At 64.7% G+C, this 19,763-nt stretch carries 24 protein-coding genes and 1 pseudogene; 14 read left to right on the top strand and 11 right to left on the bottom strand.

The genetic code is table 11. From position 1 onward, the window contains the following. A complete protein-coding gene (locus tag NR187_RS12595; RefSeq protein ID WP_256806617.1) occupies positions 1-921 on the top strand; it encodes a nucleoside hydrolase in 921 nt (306 codons plus the stop codon). Positions 922-937: 16 nt separating this feature from the next. Here the strand turns inward: NR187_RS12595 and NR187_RS12590 are convergent, their stop codons facing one another. Together NR187_RS12590 and NR187_RS12585 are read right to left on the bottom strand one after the other, a co-directional pair. After that, positions 938-1,885 (bottom strand): cytochrome D1 domain-containing protein, encoded by a 948-nt coding sequence (locus tag NR187_RS12590; RefSeq protein ID WP_211386343.1) that lies wholly within the window; start codon positions 1,883-1,885, stop codon positions 938-940. A 2-nt stretch (positions 1,886-1,887) separates the two neighbouring features. Continuing rightward, complete coding sequence (locus NR187_RS12585; protein WP_256806616.1) at positions 1,888-2,469, bottom strand: SRPBCC family protein; 582 nt, start codon at positions 2,467-2,469, stop codon at positions 1,888-1,890. A gap of 114 nt (positions 2,470-2,583) precedes the next feature. On the opposite strand from NR187_RS12585, the pseudogene NR187_RS12580 reads away from it, so the two are divergent. Next, positions 2,584-2,874: pseudogene (locus tag NR187_RS12580) on the top strand (DUF1217 domain-containing protein); the annotation flags it as partial. A gap of 16 nt (positions 2,875-2,890) precedes the next feature. Here the strand turns inward: NR187_RS12580 and NR187_RS12575 are convergent. From NR187_RS12575 to NR187_RS12565, 3 genes are all read right to left on the bottom strand, one after another. Then, the gene (locus tag NR187_RS12575) at positions 2,891-3,751 is read right to left on the bottom strand and encodes a PCC domain-containing protein (RefSeq protein ID WP_256806615.1); all 861 of its coding nucleotides are present in this window, start codon (positions 3,749-3,751) and stop codon (positions 2,891-2,893) included. A gap of 9 nt (positions 3,752-3,760) precedes the next feature. Beyond that, the gene (locus NR187_RS12570) at positions 3,761-5,368 is read right to left on the bottom strand and encodes an acyl-CoA synthetase (protein ID WP_256806614.1); all 1,608 of its coding nucleotides are present in this window, start codon (positions 5,366-5,368) and stop codon (positions 3,761-3,763) included. A 105-nt stretch (positions 5,369-5,473) separates the two neighbouring features. After that, positions 5,474-5,968 (bottom strand): hypothetical protein, encoded by a 495-nt coding sequence (locus NR187_RS12565; protein WP_256806613.1) that lies wholly within the window; start codon positions 5,966-5,968, stop codon positions 5,474-5,476. Positions 5,969-6,062: 94 nt separating this feature from the next. On the opposite strand from NR187_RS12565, the gene NR187_RS12560 reads away from it, so the two are divergent. The 3 genes from NR187_RS12560 to NR187_RS12550 all read left to right on the top strand — a co-directional run bounded on the left by NR187_RS12560 (position 6,063) and on the right by NR187_RS12550 (position 7,316). Further along, a complete protein-coding gene (locus NR187_RS12560) occupies positions 6,063-6,422 on the top strand; it encodes a hypothetical protein (RefSeq protein ID WP_256806612.1) in 360 nt (119 codons plus the stop codon). Positions 6,423-6,513: 91 nt separating this feature from the next. Further along, on the top strand, positions 6,514-7,029 hold the full coding sequence (locus NR187_RS12555) for a DUF3828 domain-containing protein (RefSeq protein ID WP_256806611.1): 516 nt from the start codon (positions 6,514-6,516) through the stop codon (positions 7,027-7,029). A gap of 11 nt (positions 7,030-7,040) precedes the next feature. Further along, a complete protein-coding gene (locus NR187_RS12550) occupies positions 7,041-7,316 on the top strand; it encodes a GNAT family N-acetyltransferase (RefSeq protein ID WP_256806610.1) in 276 nt (91 codons plus the stop codon). 37 nt (positions 7,317-7,353) lie between these two features. Here the strand turns inward: NR187_RS12550 and NR187_RS12545 are convergent, their stop codons facing one another. After that, complete coding sequence (locus tag NR187_RS12545) at positions 7,354-7,752, bottom strand: SPW repeat protein (protein WP_211386335.1); 399 nt, start codon at positions 7,750-7,752, stop codon at positions 7,354-7,356. A 298-nt stretch (positions 7,753-8,050) separates the two neighbouring features. Between NR187_RS12545 and NR187_RS12540 the strand changes: the two genes are divergently transcribed. Further along, the gene (locus NR187_RS12540; protein ID WP_211386334.1) at positions 8,051-8,326 is read left to right on the top strand and encodes a GNAT family N-acetyltransferase; all 276 of its coding nucleotides are present in this window, start codon (positions 8,051-8,053) and stop codon (positions 8,324-8,326) included. A 55-nt stretch (positions 8,327-8,381) separates the two neighbouring features. Here NR187_RS12540 and NR187_RS12535 read toward each other — a convergent pair whose 3' ends face one another. Further along, a complete protein-coding gene (locus NR187_RS12535) occupies positions 8,382-8,783 on the bottom strand; it encodes a DUF3597 domain-containing protein (RefSeq protein ID WP_211386333.1) in 402 nt (133 codons plus the stop codon). 331 nt (positions 8,784-9,114) lie between these two features. Between NR187_RS12535 and NR187_RS12530 the strand changes: the two genes are divergently transcribed. Both NR187_RS12530 and NR187_RS12525 read left to right on the top strand, forming a co-directional pair. Continuing rightward, a complete protein-coding gene (locus tag NR187_RS12530; RefSeq protein WP_211386332.1) occupies positions 9,115-10,020 on the top strand; it encodes a DUF2189 domain-containing protein in 906 nt (301 codons plus the stop codon). 129 nt (positions 10,021-10,149) lie between these two features. Then, positions 10,150-10,974 (top strand): lytic murein transglycosylase, encoded by an 825-nt coding sequence (locus NR187_RS12525; RefSeq protein ID WP_256806608.1) that lies wholly within the window; start codon positions 10,150-10,152, stop codon positions 10,972-10,974. 79 nt (positions 10,975-11,053) lie between these two features. Here NR187_RS12525 and NR187_RS12520 read toward each other — a convergent pair whose 3' ends face one another. Further along, positions 11,054-11,380, bottom strand: coding sequence for a hypothetical protein (locus tag NR187_RS12520; RefSeq protein ID WP_256806607.1), 327 nt, complete (start codon positions 11,378-11,380; stop codon positions 11,054-11,056). 652 nt (positions 11,381-12,032) lie between these two features. Here NR187_RS12520 and NR187_RS12515 point away from each other — a divergent pair. From NR187_RS12515 to NR187_RS12490, 6 genes are all read left to right on the top strand, one after another. Continuing rightward, complete coding sequence (locus tag NR187_RS12515; protein WP_007590701.1) at positions 12,033-12,185, top strand: DUF1127 domain-containing protein; 153 nt, start codon at positions 12,033-12,035, stop codon at positions 12,183-12,185. Between the two features lie 125 nt (positions 12,186-12,310). Beyond that, complete coding sequence (gene trmFO, locus NR187_RS12510) at positions 12,311-13,738, top strand: methylenetetrahydrofolate--tRNA-(uracil(54)-C(5))-methyltransferase (FADH(2)-oxidizing) TrmFO (RefSeq protein ID WP_211386329.1); 1,428 nt, start codon at positions 12,311-12,313, stop codon at positions 13,736-13,738. A 7-nt stretch (positions 13,739-13,745) separates the two neighbouring features. Continuing rightward, positions 13,746-14,840, top strand: coding sequence for a serine/threonine protein kinase (locus NR187_RS12505; RefSeq protein WP_211386328.1), 1,095 nt, complete (start codon positions 13,746-13,748; stop codon positions 14,838-14,840). A 95-nt stretch (positions 14,841-14,935) separates the two neighbouring features. Further along, the gene (locus tag NR187_RS12500) at positions 14,936-15,493 is read left to right on the top strand and encodes a CAP domain-containing protein (RefSeq protein ID WP_211386327.1); all 558 of its coding nucleotides are present in this window, start codon (positions 14,936-14,938) and stop codon (positions 15,491-15,493) included. 92 nt (positions 15,494-15,585) lie between these two features. Next, positions 15,586-15,999 carry a GFA family protein gene (locus NR187_RS12495; protein ID WP_211386326.1) on the top strand — a complete coding sequence of 138 codons (414 nt, stop codon included), beginning with the start codon at positions 15,586-15,588 and terminating at the stop codon, positions 15,997-15,999. Between the two features lie 27 nt (positions 16,000-16,026). Next, positions 16,027-17,205 (top strand): aminotransferase class V-fold PLP-dependent enzyme, encoded by a 1,179-nt coding sequence (locus NR187_RS12490; protein WP_256806606.1) that lies wholly within the window; start codon positions 16,027-16,029, stop codon positions 17,203-17,205. Positions 17,206-17,216: 11 nt separating this feature from the next. Here the strand turns inward: NR187_RS12490 and NR187_RS12485 are convergent, their stop codons facing one another. Genes NR187_RS12485 through NR187_RS12475 form a run of 3 tightly spaced genes read right to left on the bottom strand, consistent with a single transcriptional unit; the run spans position 17,217 to position 19,750 of the window. After that, positions 17,217-18,461, bottom strand: coding sequence for a threonine ammonia-lyase (locus NR187_RS12485; protein WP_256806605.1), 1,245 nt, complete (start codon positions 18,459-18,461; stop codon positions 17,217-17,219). Positions 18,462-18,506: 45 nt separating this feature from the next. Continuing rightward, positions 18,507-19,370, bottom strand: coding sequence for a phytoene/squalene synthase family protein (locus NR187_RS12480; RefSeq protein ID WP_256806604.1), 864 nt, complete (start codon positions 19,368-19,370; stop codon positions 18,507-18,509). Next, positions 19,367-19,750, bottom strand: coding sequence for an Mth938-like domain-containing protein (locus tag NR187_RS12475; RefSeq protein ID WP_211386496.1), 384 nt, complete (start codon positions 19,748-19,750; stop codon positions 19,367-19,369). The genes NR187_RS12480 and NR187_RS12475 overlap by 4 nt, the downstream gene beginning before the upstream one ends. Positions 19,751-19,763: the final 13 nt, after the last annotated feature.

Below are 19,763 nucleotides of genomic sequence, written 5' to 3'. Positions count from 1 at the left end.
ATGACACTCACGGATGCAGCCCGCCTCAAGCTGCTGGAGCCGCCGGTCGGCCGGATCCGCGTCGTGCTCGACACCGACACCTACAACGAGATCGACGATCAGTTTGCGCTGGTTCAAATGCTGCTGTCGAAGGATCGCTTCGACGTCGAGGCGATCTATGCCGCGCCGTTCTTCAACGCGCGCGCGGACAGCCCCGGCCACGGCATGGTGCTGAGCTATCAGGAAATCCTGCGCCTGCTGGAGCGCCTGAACATCGCAGCCGAGGGCCTGGTTCATCGCGGCGTCACCGCCTATGTCGGGCCCGGCAAGGCCGCGCGCGAGGCGCCTGCCGTCGACGACCTCGTGGCCCGGGCGCGCGCGGGCTCGCCGGACCATCCGCTCTACGTAATCGCCATTGGCGCCATCAGCAACGTCGCCTCTGCGCTTCTCAAAGCCCCCGATATCATCGAACGCATCGTCGTCGTGTGGCTCGGCGGCCATGCGCTGGAATGGCCGCACACGATCGAGTTCAACCTCAAGCAGGACGTCGGCGGCGCTCAGGTGCTGCTCGACAGCGGCGTGCCGCTGGTTCTGGTGCCGTGCAAGGGCGTCGCCTCGCACCTTCACTCGACAGTGCCGGAGATCGAGCGTTACGTCGAACCGCACGGCAGCATCGGCGCGTTCCTCGCCATGCGCTTCAAGGAATATTCGTCCGACCATCTGGGTTGGGCGAAGGAGATCTGGGACATGGCGCCGGTCGGATGGCTGCTGAACCCCGTGTGGGCGCCGAGCGTGATCATCCCGGCGCCGGTCCTGACGGAGCAGATGACCTGGAGCGTCGATCGCAGCCGGCATGCGATCCGCTACGTGACCTATGTGGATCGCAACCCCATCCTGAGGGACTTCTTCCTGAAATTGAGGGCCTACGCCGGGACGACGTAGGTCGCCTCTCCGCCCCCTACTCCGTCCTGCGCAAGAACGCCCCGAACGCGCGCGGGCCGTCGCCCACCTTGACCTCGCCGACGACCTTCAGCTCGGCTGCATCGATGATATGAAGCGTGTTGCTCTCCCAATTGGCGACGATGATGCGCTTGCCGTCTGCGGTCGCATTGATGCCTTCGGGATAGTCGCCGACATTGATGCGCTTGATCGGCTTCAGCGTCGCCAGGTCGAACACGCTGACGGTGCCGCCATACTGGTCGGTCACGAAGCCGCGGCCCTGCGCCATCGCCACCGCATAGGGACGCATCCCGACCGGCACGCGACCGATCGCCTGACCTGCCGCGATGTCGATCACGGAGACGTCGTCAGAGCCGACATTGGCGGTGTAGGCGCGCTTGCCCTCGGCGTCGATGGTGACACCGAACGGACGCGTGCCGACCTTGATGGTCGCCTTGCGTTGGCGCGTCGCGGTATCCACGACCGAGACGCTGTCGTCGTCGCGGTCCGCCGAGAGCAGCAGCTTGCCATCAGGTGTCACCGCCAGGCCCGACGGCGAGGCGCCGACTGCGATGCTGGCCGTGACGCTGCGCGTCGCCGCGTCGATCACACGCACCGCCGCGGCGTACCAGTCGGCGACATAGACCGTCTTGCCATCGGGCGCGACCGCAATGCCGAGCGGCCCGCCGCCGACCTCGATCCGCCCCGCGACCTGCCGCGTTGCTGCGTCCACCACAGTTACGGCCTTGGCGTCCGGGCTCGTGACATAGGCAAATCGGCCGTCGGCACTGACGGCGACGCCCGCCGGCTTGCCGCCGATCGGGATGGTCGCCACGCTGCGTGCCGTGGCGAGGTCCACGACCATCATATCGTCGCTGAGCTGGTTGGTGACGAACGCCTCTTCGGCGAAGGCGCTGCCGAGGCAAGCAAGACTGGCGGCCAGTGCCGCCATGACCGGGATGCGCACCGTCAGCTTCCGCTCTCGACCTTCTTCTTCAGCGCCGCGAGGCCGGCTTTGTAGAGCCCGCTCACAGCGGTCTTGGCAGCCTCGTCGCTCAGCTCCGGCGGCGGGTCGTTGTTGGGAAAGCCGCGGTAGAACGCACCAGCCCATTCCAGGGTCGAGCCCTTGCCGTCAGCGCTCGGCGTCACCGTCAGCGTCGAGGAATAATTGGTGACCGGCAGCACCTTCACGTCGACGGTGGTGATCCGGTAGGAATAGGTCATCGCGGCGGCGTCGAACTTGTAGAGCTCCTCGTCGACGGTCGCGCCTCCCGTCAGCGTCAGCTTCCGCGTGGCGCCGATCTCGTTGCCCTTCTCGCCCTCGGTCTTGGTGACCGGCGGGAGCCAGCTCATGTCCTGGAAATTGCCGATTGCGGCCCACACTTTGGCCGGGGCTGCGTTGATCTCGATGGATTCGCGCACCTTCTGCCGGGTCGGCCCATGCGCCCAGGCCGGTGTAGAAGCCGGGCCAAACGCCGCCGCCAAAGCCGCCGCACTCGCGGCAGTCAGCACCGCGGCCAAGACCGTGCGCCGTCCAATCGTCACCCTCATCTCGTTTCCCCATGCGTCTCGTTGATCGTGCGCGACTTGAAGCGCGCTGGGATCATCGTAGCCCATTTTGCGGCAGAGGGGAGACCTGTTCATGGCCTCGTTGGGGCGCGCACCCGCGTTCTTTCGGAGGTGTTCAGGACCACGTTCGATCTGCCTGACTCGATGGCTGCGATGCCGATCGATCAGCAAGCCAAGTTCGTGGACAAATTCATGAAGATCAAGGATCTGTCCGATCCCGCGAAAGTTGCAAAGCTGTTGAACCGTTTCTCCGCGATGTATGACGTCAGAAACAGCCAGAGCACCGGTCAGGGCCAATCTCCATTGCTCGACCTCTTTCAAGGATCGAACTCAGGGGTAAGTCAATCTACGTACCTGGCCATTGCCAAGCTACGTTCTCACCCCTGATGACCGCTCGCCGATCCTAGCCCAACACCTCGAGCACCAGCTCCATGGTCATCAGCACGGGATTGTCGCCACGGATCAGACGGCCCTCCGCAATGCCGCCGGTGTAGTCGATCAGGGCGGCATCCAGTGCGGCTTCGAGCGCACCCGAAGGGCCCGGCGCGATCGTCCCGGCCGTCACCGCAAGCTCCGTTGCGAACGGCTCGGTCACGCCGCCATGGATGAAACGCGCGCCGACGGTCGAGCCGACGCCGCCGTGGATTTTCGCGCGCGCGATGCCGCGCGCGCGGCAGAACTCTTCGAGGCAGCCGGCAAAATCCTGGTTGGGGCGCAGCCGGAGCGCGAAGGCGCGGCTGGTCGTGCGCGCGCCGGTGCTCGCGGAGGCGACCGGCCCGAACAGCTTGAAATTGGTCTCGGGGTCGGGCTCGGCGGTGAACATCGCACCATCGAGACCGAAGGCCTCGACCTCGAACGGTTCTGCGACAACAGTCTCGTCCGGCATCATGTGGCCGCCGCCTGGCTTGCCGTCCGCCTCGGTCCACAGCCCGTGGCAATGAAAGAACGGCGCGCCGTCGCGCATACCGAGCGTCATGCTGCCGAACTTCACGCGCGTCAGGCCCGCGGGGCGATATGTATCGCTGTAGAACGCAGCATTCTCGCCGGTCTTCGACAGTGCCGGCATGACGTAAGCGAACGGCCCGACCGCGCCGCTACCGAAGTTCAGCACGCCGCCGGCAAAGCCTTCGGCGGCGAAACCGCGGCGCGCGGCCTCCAGCAGCGGCACACCGGCCTGAAGCGCGAAGGAGAAAGCGCGCCCCCTCGCCTCCACCCATTGGATGCGTTCTGCGACTGGCGCGCCCGGCTGCTTGATGCTCCGCATGACCTGCGCTCAGCCCGTCTTCGTCTTGTCGAGGTCGAGCAGCCCGCGTGCCTCGAGCTCGTCGCGCACCATGCGTTTTGGAATCTTGCCATAGCCGGATTTCGGCAACGCCTCCCAGAAGAAGAAGCGCTTCGGCATCTTGTAGCGCGGCACCTTCGGCAACAGGAACGCCGCCATCTCCGCTTCACTCACCGGCTTCTCGCCCTCACGCGCAACGCAGACGGCGACGCCGACCTCGCCCCAGGTCGCATCGGGCACGCCGAGCACGGCGACCTCACCGACCGCAGGATGCGTCAGGATCTTCTCCTCGATCTCGCGCGGATAGATGTTGGAGCCGCCGGAGATGTACATGTCGGAGGCGCGGCCGGTGATGTAGACGAACCCCTCCTCGTCCATGTGGCCGAGATCGCCGGTGCGGAACCAGCCATTGCGGAACGCCTTCGCATTGGCTTCAGGGTTGTCGTAGTAGCCGGCGAGCACGGCGGGGCCGATCACGCAGATCTCGCCGCTCTGGTTGGCCGCGAGTTCGCGGCCCTCGTCGTCCTGGATCGAAACCTGCATGCCGGTGCGCTCGAAGCCGCAGGTACCGATCTTCGAATGCGGACCATCCTCGGGATCATGCAGCGCCGCCGGCAGCACGGTGATGTTGCCGGTGACCTCGCCGAGACCGAAATACTGCACGATGACCTTGCCGAGCTTCTTCAGCGCGGCCTTCTGGTCCTCGCGATACATCGGCGCGCCCGCATAGATCACATGGCGTAGCGAAGAATGATCGTATTTGTCCGCCGCCGGATGCTCGACCATCATCTTCAGGATCGTCGGCACGGTGAAGAGATTGGCGACCCGATGTATCTCGATCAGGCGGAACGCCTCGTCGATGTCGAACTTCTCGGTCGGCAGCAGCACGGTCCGCACACCGCGCGCGGCCTGCACCAGCTGGTGCACGCCGGCGCCATGCGACAGCGGCGCCACCACCAGCGAGGCATCGTCTTCGGTGACGCCGGGCGTCAGATCGGCGAGATGATTGGTGACGACAAAGCCCATCTGGCCATGAGTCAGCACCGCGGCCTTGGAGCGGCCGGTGGTCCCGGAGGTGAAGAAGAACCAGCAGGGATCGTCGTGCTCGACCGCAACGTTCTCGACGGCACTGCCGGCCTGCGAAGCGATGGCATCAGCCACCGAGCGCTCGCCGAAGGCGGCCTCGCCGTCGATGCTCCAAGTGAATTCCAGCGCGCCACCGCTCACGGCCGCGGCGTGCTCGGGAAAATCGACATGGCACAGAAACGCCTTCGCACCGGAGGCCTGAGCGAGATAGGTCACCTCGTCCGGCATCAGGCGGAAATTGGTGGGCACCCAGACGGCGCCAAGCCGGAACGCCGCGAACATCGAGAGAAACATCTCGTCGCCGTTCTTGGAATGGACGAGGATGCGGTCGCCCTTGGCGATACCACGCGCGGCGAGTGCGGCGGCGAGCGCCGAGACCTGCACATCGATCTCGCGCCAGGTCCAGGATTTGTCACCCCAGACGAAGCCGGGACGCGCCCCATGCCGCCGCGCATTCTGGGTCAGCATGTGAGCGAGATTCATGACGCGGCGGGACATGCGCAGGGGCTGCATCGGGCTTCCTCTTGGGCGGCGGACGGCACGCGAGCCGCCCGCTCATTGCAGCCCATTTATCGCCATCGAACGCGCCCCTGCAAGACCACCGGCCGCACACCTGCCTTACGGCTGCCTGAATGCGAACGGCGTCGCCGTAATGGCCTTCTCCTTCCAGCAGGCCTGCGCGCCAAAGCCGCCGCAGAAGCTGCCATGCAGGTCGAATCGGATCGTGCGCGCGGCGCGCTTGATCGGCGGCGCCACGATCTTGTAGCTGCGCACATAGCCGTCGAACACCGGGCGCACGCGGCCATCCGGCAGCGTCACCAGGATGGTCATGACGCAGCCGCCGGTTCCGCAATAGGTGGTCTCGCGCTCCCCGCATTTGGTGTCGCGGAAGTCGACGACGTAGTCGTCGCGGCCGTCGCCGGTCAGATCGATCTTGCGCACCGTGTCCGCCGCAAAGGTCACCGCGCCGCCGCCCTGACTCTCGCATTCCTCATTGGCATAGTGCAGCGCCTTCTGCACCCCGGGCGGATAATCGGAGGGGTTGAACGGTTTTGCCTCCTCGGCACGCGCAGCGGTGGCGAAGAGAGCGAGCAGGAAGACGAGATATCGCATTCGCGTTGGTCGCAGCCGAGGCCGCAATCGTTCAGCGAATTTTAAACATGATCGGCGCACCCTTGATCAGTCTCCGCGTACAGAGTGCCGCATCATGGTCAAAGCGCCCGCCTTCCTCCTGTTGTCGCTGGCGCTCGCCGGATGTGCCGTGGGCCCGCAAGCCCATCTGGCCTCCGATCCCGCCTTCAAGCCGGCGCGCTATGCCTGGGATGGCGCCGGCGAGAATCCCAATCAGCCGCGTGCGGCCTCCGCACCTGCGCGGACCGCGGCCCGATCCGAGCGCAACGGGGCGCAAGCCGGGCTTCAACCCTATTCGAAGGAATGGTGGCAGGCCCAGGACGGGATCGAGGCCGAGCAGGACGCGAGGGTCAACCGCTCCCTCGTCATCTGCCAGGGCTGCCTCCGCCCGCAGCCGCAGCCCGAGGATGCGCGGCTGGCCAAAGCGACCGATTGAACCGAACGGCCGCTCCATTGGTCTACACAGATGCGCGCTGACTCCGGCCGCTCCGGCCTGTCGCCGCGCGCCATCCCCCCAGGGACATTTCATGCTCACCCGCCGGACCTTCGTCGTCGCCTCTCTGCTTGCCAGTACCTCCCCGGCATTCGCCGTGATGCCCGCCCCCGGCGATCCCGTCGCCATCGTGACCGCGATCTACACCCGCGCGGCCAAGGGCAAGGGCGATGGCGGCGGTGCCGTCATCATCGAGAACAAGGCGGCCAAGAGCCAATATCTCTCCAAGGCGCTGATCGCGCTGTGGGCCAAGGCGGATGCGCACACGCCCAAGGGCGACGTCGGACCGGTCGATTTCGATCCCGTCACCAACTCGCAGGAACCCGACGTGAAGTCATTCAAGGTTGACGCTGAGAAGATGGGGGCCGACAAGGCGACGATCGCGGTGACCATCACCGGCCACCGCAACGACCGGAAACCGGCCGACCTGATCGTGCGTTACGACTTCGTGCGCGAGGCCAGCACTTGGAAGATCGACGACATCAAGGGCTCGTCCGAAGGCGAAGCCTGGTCGATCCGCAAGATGCTGACGGACTCGCTGAAGAGCTGACCGGAGACGCCATGAGCGACGTCATCGACAACAGGGACCATCACCGCTTCGAGCTGGAGGTGGAGGGCTATCTTGCCACCGAACACTACAAGCTCGACGGCAAATTCATCACGTTCGAGCACACGGAGGTGCCGAAGGAGCTCGGCGGCAAGGGTGTCGGCTCAAAGCTGGTGCAAGGCGCGCTCGACGAGGTCCGCGCCGCCGGATTGAAGCTGATCCCGCAATGCCCGTTCGTGAAGGCGTGGATCGAGAAGCACCCCGACTATCAGGACCTGATGGAGCGATGAGCGCGCAGGCCCGCTGCTGACGGGCCTCGCCTACGGCCTAATGCCCATGCCTGAGCATGTCCTGGTCATTCAAATCCCAGTCCTGCCAGAGCTGGAGCACGCCGAGCAGCACCACCATCGCACCGAGGCTCGTATGGTAGATGCGGACAAAGCCTTCACCGGAATAGCCGAGGACATAGGGCGAGGCGATGAGCCACAATCCGACCAGGATCGTCGTCACCTCTTGCCAGCGTTGCAGCGCGACATACTCGAGCTGGCTGATGCCAAACACGATCAGGCCGACTGCGACCGCGTTCAGGATCATCATCTCGTGTCCGGCGATGGGCGACCGATCCTGGATAGGGAACCACGGCGAAACGACAATCAGCGCGCCGAGCAGCATCCCGCACCAATCTTCCCATGTTCGATGCGTATTCAAGAAACCAAAGTCCGACATAGTACCCTCCTACAACAGAGGCATACGTCTGCGGCTGGCGATCGTGACATACCGAATGTCTGGCGACCTGCCGGCCGCATTCGGGCGTATGTCCTCCAAAAGACGTGGGAGTCGCCGTGGAACTTGCAAGAGCGATGTCGGGAATTATTAGACTCTTGCGGGACAAGACCTATTGCGCTGCGGCCACAGGGATGCGCGTTTGCAGATATCTCCCGTGCGCCCCCTCTGGCCCCGCTTGCCAAGGGCGGGATCGGGCTTCCTAGATCGGCAAGCAATACGCACTTCGGAAGGATTTTGCATGGCGGCATCGGTACGCGATAACAAGGATAGAAGCCGCTTCGAGCTCGATGTCGGCAACGAAATCGCCTTCGCCAATTACCGGCTGACGCCATCAGCGGTCATCATCACCCACACCGAGACGCCGCGCGCGCTCCGCGGCCGCGGCATCGCATCCGAGCTCGTCAAGGGCGCGCTCGACTTGATCCGCCGCGACGGCAACAAGGTGATCCCCGGCTGCGGCTTCGTCGTCGACTATCTCGACAGGCATCCGGAAGATGCCGATTTGCTGGCCTGAAAGCAAAAGGGCCCGCGGCATCGCGCGGGCCCTTGGCTTGCAACCGAACGATCGGTCAGTGCTTGATTTCCGGCGGCAGCTTGCCGCCATTGGCGGCGAGCTTTGACATCACCTGCTTGTGCAGCCAGACGTTCATGCTCGCGGAATCGTTGGTGTCGCCGGTGTAGCCGAGCTCCTTGGCGAGATCCTTGCGCGCAGCAAGGCTGGAGTCGATGTCGAGCGCCTTCATGAGGTCGACGATCGAGGTGCGCCATTCGAGCTTCTCGCCCTTGTGCGCCGCGACCGCCGCGTCGACGATCGCAGCAACGTCCACTGTCGACGCGGGCGCGGCAGCAGGCGCCGATCCACCTGGAGCGGCGCCTGCGGGCGCGCTGCCCGAGGGAGCGCCGCCTGCGGGCGCGGCGGAAGCCGGGTGGCTGCCGAAGATCGCGCCCATGATTTTTCCGAAAATGCTCATGTCTGCTCCCCGAGAAGGATCCGTTGGAAAGGCCTTGAGTGGCACTTATAGACGAAGTTACTGCGTTGCGCCCGCGAAGTTCCGCGAAACAGCAACCAGCATCAGCTTATCTGCGGCGAAATGACGACCGAATGACGTCATCGAGGTTGCGCTGCGGCATCGAATCTCACCCAGGCGTGAGGGACAGGACTCGGAAATAGGCGTACGGTTCATGTTCAGTTCGCGATGCCATCCGGAATTCGCGTCTGGTTGGGATCGCGAAACTCAGAATTGCGGCCGCTTGCGCCGTTACCGGCGCCGAATTCGGCCGCTTGGCAAGGAGCTAGCGACCATGGCCACCCTCTACCAGGGCAATGTGCCCACAGTGGTCCAGACCGCGGATGCGGATGGACCGGTGATCCGAACCATCCAACTCTCCGATCTGCACGACGCGCTCCGGCGCGGCTGGGAGGATTTCAAGGCGGTGCCGAGCCACGCCATCATCCTCTGCGTGATCTATCCGGTGCTGGGCCTCGTGCTCGCCCGCGTGGTGATGGGTTATTCAGTGCTGCCGCTATTGTTCCCGCTGGCCGCAGGCTTCGCGCTGATCGGCCCGTTCGCCGCGCTCGGCCTCTACGAACTCTCCAGCCGGCGCGAACGCTATGAGGAGGCCAGCGCCTGGGATGCCATGGAAGTGCTGCGCTCGCCCTCGTTCGGCGCCATGCTGGGACTCGGCACGCTGCTGCTCGCACTGTTCGTGACCTGGGTCGCGACCGCGCAGGCGATCTATGTCGCGGCGTTCGGCTATGAGGGCGCGTCCGGGATCTCGGATTTTCTGATCCGCGTGCTGACGACAAGGCAAGGCTGGTGGCTGATCGTGGTCGGCTGCGGCGCCGGATTCCTGTTCGCGCTCGCCGCCCTCTGCATCAGCGCCGTATCATTCCCCCTGATGCTCGATCGCCATGCCGGCGCGTTCGAATCGATGGTGACGTCGCTGCGCGTCGTCGCCAAAAATCCCGTCCCGATGGCAGCCTGGGGCCTGATCGTGGCGGTGCTGCTGGCGCTGGGCACGATCCCGGCGTTCCTCGGCCTTGCCGTGGTGATCCCACTGCTCGGCCACGCCACCTGGCATCTCTACCGCAAGGTAATCGTGTCCGATCCGAGCGCGCGTCCGGTGCCGCCGCCGCATCGTCCGCGCAAGCCGGCCGCCGACTTCCCCGCCAACCTCTTCCCCTGGCGCAATCGGACGGACGCCTGACGATATCGTGACATGCGATCCTGCCCCGGGCCGGGCAGGATCGCGCTGTCACGCGCCTTGCTTTGGCCGCGGTTACAATCGAGATTGCGCCCCGCCGGTCAGATCACTTCACGGAATTCATTTACTCGAATGACCCCGACGATTTCTCGTCTCGCTCTCGCAGCCTTCATCCTCTCCGCCTCAATCCTGTCCACCGCAGCAGCGCTTGCCGCTGTCGCCTGCGGCTCGGGCAATTTCGACGCCTGGCTTGCGGACTTCAAAACCGACGCCGCCGCCAAAGGTATCTCGCAGCAGGCGATTTCCGCCGGACTTGCCGGCGTCACGCTCGACCAAAGCGTGCTCAACCGCGACCGATCGCAAAAGGTGTTCAACCAGACTTTCGAGGAGTTCTCCGGCCGCATGGTGCCGCCGCGGATGATGCGCGGCTCCAACATGATGAAGCAGTACGGCTCGGTGCTCTCGCGCATCGAGCAGACCTACGGCGTCCCGGGCGAGGTCCTGGTCGCGATATGGGGTCTCGAGACCGATTTCGGCGTCAATACCGGCAAGTTCGCAACCATCCGCTCGCTGGCGACGCTGGCCTACGACTGCCGGCGCGCCGAGCAGTTTCGGGCCGAGCTATTGGACGCGCTGCGCATCGTCCAGCGCGGCGACCTCGCGCCGGCCGACATGAAGGGCGCCTGGGCCGGCGAGCTCGGCCAGACCCAGTTCATGCCGTCGTCCTGGATGAAATACGCCGTCGATTTCGACGGCAATGGCAAGCGCGATCTCCTGCACAACGCGCCCGACGTGCTCGCCTCTACCGCCAACTATCTCGCCGGCTATGGCTGGCAGAAGGGCAAGGATTGGCAGCCGGGCAGTCCGAACTTCGCGGTGCTGCAGCAGTGGAACAAGAGCGAGGTCTACTCGAAGACCGTCGCGCATTTCGCCACCCAGCTCGCACACGCCCCTTAGTCTAGCAACCCCTCGTCAAAACGCGTAGGGCCGGTCGGCTGGCGACCGGCCCTCTCAGTGCGTCTTCCTCTCGACGTTTCTATTTGCCCATGGTGGCGTGCATCGCCTTGTTCAGATGCGCGCCGCACGCACCCATTTTGCCGTTGAGCAGCGCGTCCTGAGCAGCCGCGATCTCCTTCTGCGCGACGAACTTGCCGTCACCATCGGCCATGTTCTCGATCGCGGTCTCGGTCTTCTCCAGATTGCCCGAGCTGCAGCCGCCGGCAGCGTGCTTGGCAGCCTGAGCCGGCGCGACGGCGAATGCGGCGACAGCAATTGCGATAACCCCGAGTAACTTCGTCATGACGTTACTTTCCTTCTCTTGTTCTTGCGACAGACCCGGCGACATTGCCGGAATCTGCGACATGACTTTTCATCGGGCGCGACAACTTGCCGCAATAAATTCCTCGCGAGAATTGCGTGATGTTGCGCGGGAAGCAGAGGCGCATGCGGAATTTCTGATTTTCATTACAATCTCGTAATGAATCCTACACGTTCGGCGTGTGTGCACTGCATTAGGCGGCGGCTTCGGCTGTCAAGCGAAGCCAGGATCCGGTCCGCCCCTAGCTTGGCCCTCTTTCGCATGTTGATCAGGCGGCCCAATCCAAACGCTTCGCTGGCGCATACCCGTCGGAGCAGAGTCAGCTCGCAGGCGATTGAAATGAATTTAAAATCAGTTTTTATATTTGAGGCTCATGCGATTCGCGCATGCGAGAATTGGGTGTAGACGCTGATCGATTGCCTTGTGAATGATTGGAACTGAACCTATTTCAGATCCAGACGAGCACGAAAATCTCGACTAAATCCGTGAATTCACGGGATTTTACTGCCCCTTAGTCCTCACTCCGCCTGCCCTTTGGGCGGGAGTGCTTTCAAGTTAATCGTCCGTTACCGACGCTATGCATTCGGCGCTTAGCTGCATCGCAACATCGGAACTTTCGCAGTGCACCACTCTCACCTATATTCATTTCAACGATGAGGCCCGGGCAAGGGCTGAATCGAACTACAGGAGACTACCTATGCTGCTCTCGCTCATCCGCATGATCCAGGCTTTCCGGGACTATCAGCGCAATGTTGCCGAGCTGTCCCAGCTCAGCGATCGCGAACTGGCCGACATCGGCCTCGATCGCTCGGACATCCCGCGCGTTGCCGCCGGTCAGTATCAGGGCTGAAATCGTTCAGCCCTAACTGGACGAACCGATAGCGCCCGCCTCGTGCGGGCGTTGTCGTATCCGATGGCAGAAAACTCGATCTCGGCGATTCCACTGGCCGCCGAAAAGCGCTACCTGTCCGCCCCATGACAGGACCCCAATCCAATACCGTGCACGTTATCGGCGCAGGCCTTGCCGGCTCAGAAGCCGCCTGGCAGGTGGCCAAATCCGGCGTGCGCGTGGTGCTGCACGAGATGCGGCCGACCCGCACGACCGAGGCGCACCGCACCGACGGACTTGCCGAACTCGTCTGCTCCAATTCGTTCCGCTCGGACGATGCCGCCAACAACGCCGTCGGCCTGCTCCATGCCGAAATGCGCCGCCTCGGCTCGTTGATCATGCGCGCGGCAGACACCAACCAGGTGCCCGCCGGCGGCGCGCTGGCGGTCGACCGTGACGGCTTCTCAGCGGCCGTCACCAAGGCGCTGAACGATCACCCCCTGATCGAGATTGCGCGCGGCGAGATTGCAGGCCTGCCGCCGGCCGACTGGAGCAACGTCATCGTTGCCACCGGCCCCCTCACCTCCGCGCCGCTGGCTGATGCCATCCGCGAGCTGACCGACGAGAATGCGCTCGCCTTCTTCGACGCGATCGCACCGATCGTCCACCGCGAATCCATCGACATGTCGGTGGCCTGGTTCCAGTCGCGCTACGACAAGGTCGGTCCCGGCGGCACCGGTGCCGACTACATCAACTGCCCGATGACCAGGGAGCAGTATGACGGCTTCGTCGCCGCGCTGATCGCCGGCGAGAAGACCGAGTTCAAGGAATGGGAGACCAACACGCCCTATTTCGACGGCTGCCTGCCGATCGAGGTGATGGCGGAGCGCGGCCCCGAGACCTTGCGCCACGGGCCGATGAAGCCCGTTGGCCTCACCAATCCACACGATCCTGCGACGAAAGCCTACGCGATCGTTCAACTGCGCCAGGACAACAAGCTCGGCACGCTCTACAACATCGTCGGCTTCCAGACGAAGCTGAAATACGGCGAGCAGCAGCGTATCTTCCGCACCATTCCGGGGCTTGAGAAGGCGGAGTTCGCCCGCCTCGGCGGCCTGCATCGCAACACCTTCCTCAACTCGCCAAAGCTGCTCGACGGCCAGTTGCGCCTGCGTGCACAGCCGCGGCTGCGCTTTGCCGGCCAGATGACGGGCTGCGAGGGCTATGTGGAGTCTGCCAGTGTCGGCCTGATCGCCGGCCTCTATGCGGCCGCAGATGCACGCGGCGAGACGCTTGCGAGCCCGCCGGGCACCACGGCGCTCGGATCGCTGCTCGGCCACATCACCGGCGGCCATATCGAAACCATCGAGCCCGGCACGCGGTCGTTCCAGCCGATGAACATCAATTTCGGCCTGTTCCCGCCGCTCGCCAGCGCACCGACGAAGAAGCCCGACGGCACGCGCCTGCGCGGCAACGAGAAGACGGTGGCCAAGAAGCAGGCGATGAGCGCGCTGGCGCTCGCCGATCTCGATCGCTGGATCGCCGATCATTTGCGCATTGCCGCAGCCGCGTGAGTTTTCGATGAGCCTCCCAAAAGACGACGCCGCGGTGCTCTCGGCGCGCTGGACCGAGGGCGTGCTGCTCAAGCGCGACGTGTTCTCGACCGTCGAGCGCGGCCGCTTCCGTGGTGCCAATGGCGAGGTCGACGCGGTGCTGCGCCGCCTCGACGAGGTGCCGTGGTGGTCGTTCCTGCTGGCGCGCCATTTGTTCGCCCGCGAGAAGCACGCGCTGACGCTTGCCAAGGGCCTGAACGTCGGTCCCGAACTGCTGTGGGCCGGCCGCCGCGCGCTGGTGCGCGGATTCGTCGACGGCGTCGCGCTGCATCTGGCGAAACCGCATGGCGACCTCGTCTATTTCCGCTCGGCCAAGGCCGCGCTGCGCCGGCTGCGCCGCGCCGGCATCTGCCACAATGATCTCGCCAAGGAACAGAACTGGCTGGTCGGCCGTGACGGCCGTGCCTACGTGACCGACTTCCAGCTCGCGGCCTGCTTCAACCGACGCGGCCGGCTCTATCGCATCCTCGCCTATGAAGACCTCCGGCATTTGCTCAAGCACAAGCGCTCCTACGCGCCGGAAGCGCTGACACCGAGCGAGCGCAAGATCCTCGCAAAGAAATCCGTTGCCGCGAGCCTGTGGCTCGCCACGGGCAAGAAGGTCTATCGCGCGATCACCCGCGGCCTGTTCAACTTCACCGACCGTGAGGGCGGCGGCCGCCGGCTCGTCAACGACGCCCCGGTGCTGGCGGAACTGATCCGCAAGAATCCCGCCGTACGCGACACCGCCATCGTCGCCTTTGCCGACCGCCGCTCCGGGGTTGGACTCTATGCTTTCGTCGAAGCCGATCAGGCCGCACTCGAAGGCCAGCTTCGCAACGAGCTGGCGGCCGCCAAGGGTCCGAAGCCTCCGGAACATATCCAAATCGTCCACGCGCTGCCCCGCGATTCCGGCGGCAAACCGCGCACCGAGATCCTGCAACTGGTCGCCATGAACCAGCTCGACCTGATCGAGCCGATGATGAAGAACGACCAGGACCGCGCCTTCCTCAAGGACATCCTGGAGCAACGCAAGAACCTGCGCGACCGCTTCAATTTCGAGGCGGACTTGCCAGCGAGCTGACAGGCCGCCCGCGCCTTGAAGCGTCCACATTGGCGATAGAGAAGCGACCGGATAATTCGGGACTTGGTGGGATCATGGGCACTCGGGGGACGATGATGCGTCGTGTGGTTGGCGGCCTGATTGCCAGCCTTCTGCTGATGGCCGCCGCTCCCGCAATGGCCGAATCCCCGGCCGAGTTGATCTCGAGCTTCCGCCTCAAGCATGGTGAAGCCCGCGTCGTCCGCGATTCAACCCTCGACCGGATCGCCATGGATCAGGCCCGCGCGATGGCGGCGAAGGACGACCTCAGTCACGACGCCCTCGGCCCGTTCAACCGCCGCGTCGCACCAGCCGGCGCAGGTCGCGCCGCCGAGAACATCGCCTACGGTTACGACAATTTCGAGAAGACGCTCGGCCAGTGGATCGACTCGTCAGGGCACCGCAAGAATTTGCTGCTGCACAATGCGTCCCGCGTCGGCATCGCGAGCGCCAAGACCGACAGCGGCAAGCGCACCTACTGGGCGATGGTGATCGCCGGAGACTACGAACCGAAGGGCAAGGGCAAAGGCAAGAAAGACGGGGAGCCTCTGGTTGCCGTGAAGCGCGAGGCCGCGCCCGCAAGCAAGCCCAAATCCAGCAGCTGCCACATCAGGCTGCTCGGCCTCTGCATCTGAGACGAGACGCCGCGGCGGCGGCACTGTTGCGTGGACGTCTCAGGCCAGCCAATATTACCGCGCCGGAGTCTTGGACCAACCTGAGGCGATCTATGGCCAAAAAATATACAGCTCGATGCGCTTGCGGCGCCATCAAGTTCGAATTCAACACCGATCCGTCCTTCATCGCCAATTGTCATTGCAACGATTGCAAGCGCGCCTCGGGCGGCGAGATGGCGACCTTCTTCGCGGTGCCCGAGGATGACTTCACGCTTCTCAGCGGCAAGCCGAAGACATTTCACTACATCGCCAATTCCGGCAAAGGCCTGGATCGCAATTTTTGCCCGGAATGTGGTTCGCGGGTCTTCACGTCGAACCTCGACAGTTTCCCTGGGACGATCTTCGTCCAGTTGGGCAGTCTCGACCGGCCCGACCTCGTCGCACCGAAGCTCGAGATGTTCACCAAGCGCCGCATGTCATGGAACACGCCGCTCAACCTGCCGCAGTTCGAAGAAATGCCGCACTGAAGCGACGATAGCACGAGGCAAAATCACTTGATCGACATCAACCGAATTCGCGCCGACACGCCGGCCGCCTCCCGGCTTGCCTACCTTCACAATGCCGGGGCGGCGCTGATGCCGGTGCCCGTCGCCGAGGTGATGAAGCAGCATATCGATCTGGAGAGCGAGGTCGGAGGCTATGCCGCCGCCGACCTCGAGGCCGATCGGCTCGACGCGGTCTACGGTTCGGTGGCCCGGCTGCTGAAAGCCGCGCCTGACGAGATCGCGCTTGTCGAGAACGCGACGGTCGCCTGGCAGATGGCGTTTTACGCGCTCGAGTTTCGCAAGGGCGACCGCATCCTGACCGCCGAGGCGGAGTATGCCGCCAACTATGTCGCCTTTCTTCAGGTCGCCAAACGCACCGGCGCGATCATCGACGTGGTGCCGAGCGATTCCAGCGGCGAGCTCGACATCCAGGCGCTCGAACGCATGATCGACGAGCGCGTCAAGCTCATCGCGATCACCTGGGTTCCGACCAATGGCGGACTGGTCAATCCCGCGGCGGCGATCGGCAAGATCGCGCGGGCGCGGGGTATCCCCTATCTGCTCGACGCCTGCCAGGCGGTCGGCCAGATGACGGTCGACGTCGAAGCCATCGGCTGTGACATGTTGTCTGCGACGGGGCGCAAATTCCTGCGCGGCCCGCGCGGCACCGGCTTTCTCTACGTCCGCCGCGCGATGCTGCAACAGCTCGAGCCGCCGATGATCGACCACTTCGCAGCGCCCTGGGTCTCGCGAGACGAATATCGGCTTCGCGACGATGCGCGCCGTTTCGAGACCTGGGAAAACAACTACGCGGCACGCCTTGGGTTGGGGGCTGCCGTCGATTATGCGCTCGATATTGGAATCGGTCCTATCGAGCAGCGCTGCCGCCTGCTTGCGGACCGCCTTCGCAGCAGACTAGCCGCCATTGGCGGTATCAGGATTCGCGACCTTGGACGCGCACCGGGTGCCATCGTCAGCTTCACAATGGAGGGGCATCAGGCAGATGCTGTCGTCGAAAGTGCCCTTGCGGCCGGCATCACCATCGGCGCTTCAGATCCCGCGAGCACACGGATCGATGCCGAAGTGCGCTCGCTGCCACCGGTGGTGCGGGCTTCCCCGCACTACTACAATACGGAGGCCGAGATTGATCGGTTGATCGGCCACCTCGCGGCCCTGGCGCCGCGATAGTGCCGCGCCGCTCAGGTGCAGCGCGCGCTCAACCCGGATGCCCCGAGCCTCGCCATGACCTCGTCGAGATGGGCGCTGTCCCGGGTCTCGATGACGAGCTGCAGCAACGTCGCCTTGGCCGGCAGGTCCGAGAAGGTGCGCTGGTGCGAGACCTCGATGATGTTGGCGCCGGCCTCGGCCAGCAGCGTCGCGACAGCGGCCAGCTGGCCTGGCCTGTCGGGAATATCGAGCGACAGCTGAGTCAGGCGCCCTTCGCGGGCGAGCTCGCGGGTGAGCACGGATGCGATCAGCCGCGTATCAATATTGCCGCCGCTCAGGACGAGGCCGACCTTCTGACCGGCAAATCGGGTCGAATCCGACATCAGCGCAGCGAGGCCGGCGGCTCCGGCGCCTTCGACGACCGTCTTCTCGATCGAGATCAGCGTCGCAACCGCACGCTCCAGCTCGGCCTCGTTCACCAGCGCGATGTCGTCGACGAGGCGGCGAACGATTTCGGTCGTGATCTTGCCCGGCGATTTCACGGCGATCCCTTCGGCCAGCGTGTCGCCGCGAGCCGGCAGATTGCCGTCATGGATGGCGTTGTACATCGAGGGATAAAGCCAGGCTTCGACACCGAGGATCCGCAGTGACGGCTTGATCGATTTCGCGGCAATGGCGATGCCGCTGATCAGCCCGCCGCCGCCGATCGGGACGACCAGCGTATCGAGCTCCGGCACCGCCTTCAGCATCTCCAACCCGACCGTGCCCTGCCCCGCGATGACGAGCGGATCGTCATAGGGGTGGACGAAGATCATGCCGCGGGCTTCACCGTGGCTGCGCGCGAAAGCGGCCGCCTCCTCCAGCGTTGCGCCCGTGACCATCACTTCAGCGCCATGGTGCCTGGTGTTCTCGATCTTCACCATGGGCGTGCCGACCGGCATGACGATGGTGGCGGGAATGCCGAGCCGCCTGGCGTGATAGGCAACGCCCTGCGCGTGATTACCCGCCGACATCGCAACGACGCCACGCGCACGCTCCTCCCGCGTCAGCGCCGCGAGGCGGTTGAGCGCGCCGCGCTCCTTGAACGAGGAGGTGAACTGGAGGTTCTCGAATTTGAGCCAGACGTCGCAGCCGCAGATGTTGCTCAGGGTGCGGCTGTAGCCGCAGGGCGTCTCGATGACGGCGCCGCGGATGGTCTCGGCGGCGGCATGAATGTCGCCCGGTGCGATCGGAAACCCGCTGAGATCGGAGGACGTGATTGGGGACAACTCAGCCATAGGACAGCATAGGGCATTTGGCGGCTCGAGGCGATAAGCCAACCGCTATTTGGTAAATTCCCGGGATCGTGAAGCCCGCCACAACGTCCACATTGTGCGCAACCGCGACGAGGACTGCGGCGTGAACGGATTGCGCCCTGGCTGCGACAGGCGCTTGAGGTCGGCCCGCACCTGGCTCAGCGGCAGAAACGCCGGCCGTGCCGACGCCGGCACCTCCGCCAGCAATGACGAGGCCGTTGCCAGATGCTGCTGTGCCTCGCCCGCGAGTTGGTCCAGCACGGCGCGTAAGTTCGGCGTCTCCCGGCCGGCGAACACATCCTCCATGTTGCAATCGTGACTCGCCAGCAGCTGCTGCGGCAGGAACAATTGCCGGTGCGCCGCATCACGCGGCAGATTGGCAATCACCTGCACGATGCCCTGGGCCAAGCCTGCATGACGGGCCATATGCTCGCCTGCTTCCGAAGGTGACACCATGATCCGGGCCGCAAGCTCGAACAATGCCGAGCAAGTCGCGGCCAGATAGCCTTCGAGCGCAGCCATTGTCGGCATCGGATCGTTGTAGAGATCGAATTGATGCTCGTCGGCGAGCAGCGACAGCGGCTCGACCGGCAGGTCGAAATCGCGGATCGCACGCAGCAGTTCCGCCGCCACCGGATTGCCCTCGGCGCTGCCATGGACGTGACCCGAGAGCATGTCGGTCCACCATTGCAGGCGGATTTCGCCAGGCAAAGGCTGGCTCACCTGGTCGCGGACGCGGACGATCTCGACATTGAAGGCATAAAGCGCCAGCAGCGCGCGGCGCTCCGCGGCGGGCGCGAACAGGGTCGCAGCATAGCGGGAGAAGTCGTGGCTGCGCACGAGGTCGGCGCAGAAGGACACGGTGTCGGGCGCCGGCGCAGTGCTGCTCATGGCACCGCGATCAGCGCGGCCGCGACGCGGCGCCGTTCCCCGATCATGATGTTGTAGGTGCGCACGGCAGGGCCGGTCTGCATCGTGTCCAGCACCACCCTCGCCGCCTTCAGCGCCTGCCGCAGGTCCGGCGGCGGCAGCCACACGCCGGTTCCGGTGCCGATCAGGAGCGTGTCGATGCTGCTCGCGGCCGTGAAGACCCGATCCAGCGAATAGCGATCGATACTCGCCGGGTCCGTCACGTCCCAGGCCCAGATCGCGTCAGGCAGGCAGAGCAGCGAGCCTCGATGCGACATGCCGGCAAAGGCGAAGCCGCCCTTGCCATAGGCTTCGATCGGTGCCGAACGAGGGAAATGCGGTGCGTTGGGATCGCCGGCCATCAGCTTCATCCGA

The organism is Bradyrhizobium sp. Bra64, assembly GCF_024519875.1.
Taxonomy (GTDB): domain Bacteria; phylum Pseudomonadota; class Alphaproteobacteria; order Rhizobiales; family Xanthobacteraceae; genus Bradyrhizobium; species Bradyrhizobium japonicum_G.
The sequence above is the reverse complement of the archived record's forward strand: the minus strand, read 5'-3'. Positions and strand labels throughout refer to the sequence as shown.

Coding starts and splice junctions, on each gene's coding strand:
- NR187_RS12595 (WP_256806617.1), top strand. CDS start 1: ATGACACTCACGGATGCAGCCCGCCTCAAGCTGCTGGAGCCGCCGGTC.
- NR187_RS12585 (WP_256806616.1), bottom strand. CDS start 2,469: ATGAGGGTGACGATTGGACGGCGCACGGTCTTGGCCGCGGTGCTGACT.
- NR187_RS12575 (WP_256806615.1), bottom strand. CDS start 3,751: ATGCGGAGCATCAAGCAGCCGGGCGCGCCAGTCGCAGAACGCATCCAA.
- NR187_RS12570 (WP_256806614.1), bottom strand. CDS start 5,368: ATGCAGCCCCTGCGCATGTCCCGCCGCGTCATGAATCTCGCTCACATG.
- NR187_RS12565 (WP_256806613.1), bottom strand. CDS start 5,968: ATGCGATATCTCGTCTTCCTGCTCGCTCTCTTCGCCACCGCTGCGCGT.
- NR187_RS12560 (WP_256806612.1), top strand. CDS start 6,063: ATGGTCAAAGCGCCCGCCTTCCTCCTGTTGTCGCTGGCGCTCGCCGGA.
- NR187_RS12555 (WP_256806611.1), top strand. CDS start 6,514: ATGCTCACCCGCCGGACCTTCGTCGTCGCCTCTCTGCTTGCCAGTACC.
- NR187_RS12550 (WP_256806610.1), top strand. CDS start 7,041: ATGAGCGACGTCATCGACAACAGGGACCATCACCGCTTCGAGCTGGAG.
- NR187_RS12545 (WP_211386335.1), bottom strand. CDS start 7,752: ATGTCGGACTTTGGTTTCTTGAATACGCATCGAACATGGGAAGATTGG.
- NR187_RS12540 (WP_211386334.1), top strand. CDS start 8,051: ATGGCGGCATCGGTACGCGATAACAAGGATAGAAGCCGCTTCGAGCTC.
- NR187_RS12535 (WP_211386333.1), bottom strand. CDS start 8,783: ATGAGCATTTTCGGAAAAATCATGGGCGCGATCTTCGGCAGCCACCCG.
- NR187_RS12530 (WP_211386332.1), top strand. CDS start 9,115: ATGGCCACCCTCTACCAGGGCAATGTGCCCACAGTGGTCCAGACCGCG.
- NR187_RS12525 (WP_256806608.1), top strand. CDS start 10,150: ATGACCCCGACGATTTCTCGTCTCGCTCTCGCAGCCTTCATCCTCTCC.
- NR187_RS12520 (WP_256806607.1), bottom strand. CDS start 11,380: ATGTCGCAGATTCCGGCAATGTCGCCGGGTCTGTCGCAAGAACAAGAG.
- NR187_RS12515 (WP_007590701.1), top strand. CDS start 12,033: ATGCTGCTCTCGCTCATCCGCATGATCCAGGCTTTCCGGGACTATCAG.
- trmFO (WP_211386329.1), top strand. CDS start 12,311: ATGACAGGACCCCAATCCAATACCGTGCACGTTATCGGCGCAGGCCTT.
- NR187_RS12505 (WP_211386328.1), top strand. CDS start 13,746: ATGAGCCTCCCAAAAGACGACGCCGCGGTGCTCTCGGCGCGCTGGACC.
- NR187_RS12500 (WP_211386327.1), top strand. CDS start 14,936: ATGCGTCGTGTGGTTGGCGGCCTGATTGCCAGCCTTCTGCTGATGGCC.
- NR187_RS12495 (WP_211386326.1), top strand. CDS start 15,586: ATGGCCAAAAAATATACAGCTCGATGCGCTTGCGGCGCCATCAAGTTC.
- NR187_RS12485 (WP_256806605.1), bottom strand. CDS start 18,461: ATGGCTGAGTTGTCCCCAATCACGTCCTCCGATCTCAGCGGGTTTCCG.
- NR187_RS12480 (WP_256806604.1), bottom strand. CDS start 19,370: ATGAGCAGCACTGCGCCGGCGCCCGACACCGTGTCCTTCTGCGCCGAC.
- NR187_RS12475 (WP_211386496.1), bottom strand. CDS start 19,750: ATGGCCGGCGATCCCAACGCACCGCATTTCCCTCGTTCGGCACCGATC.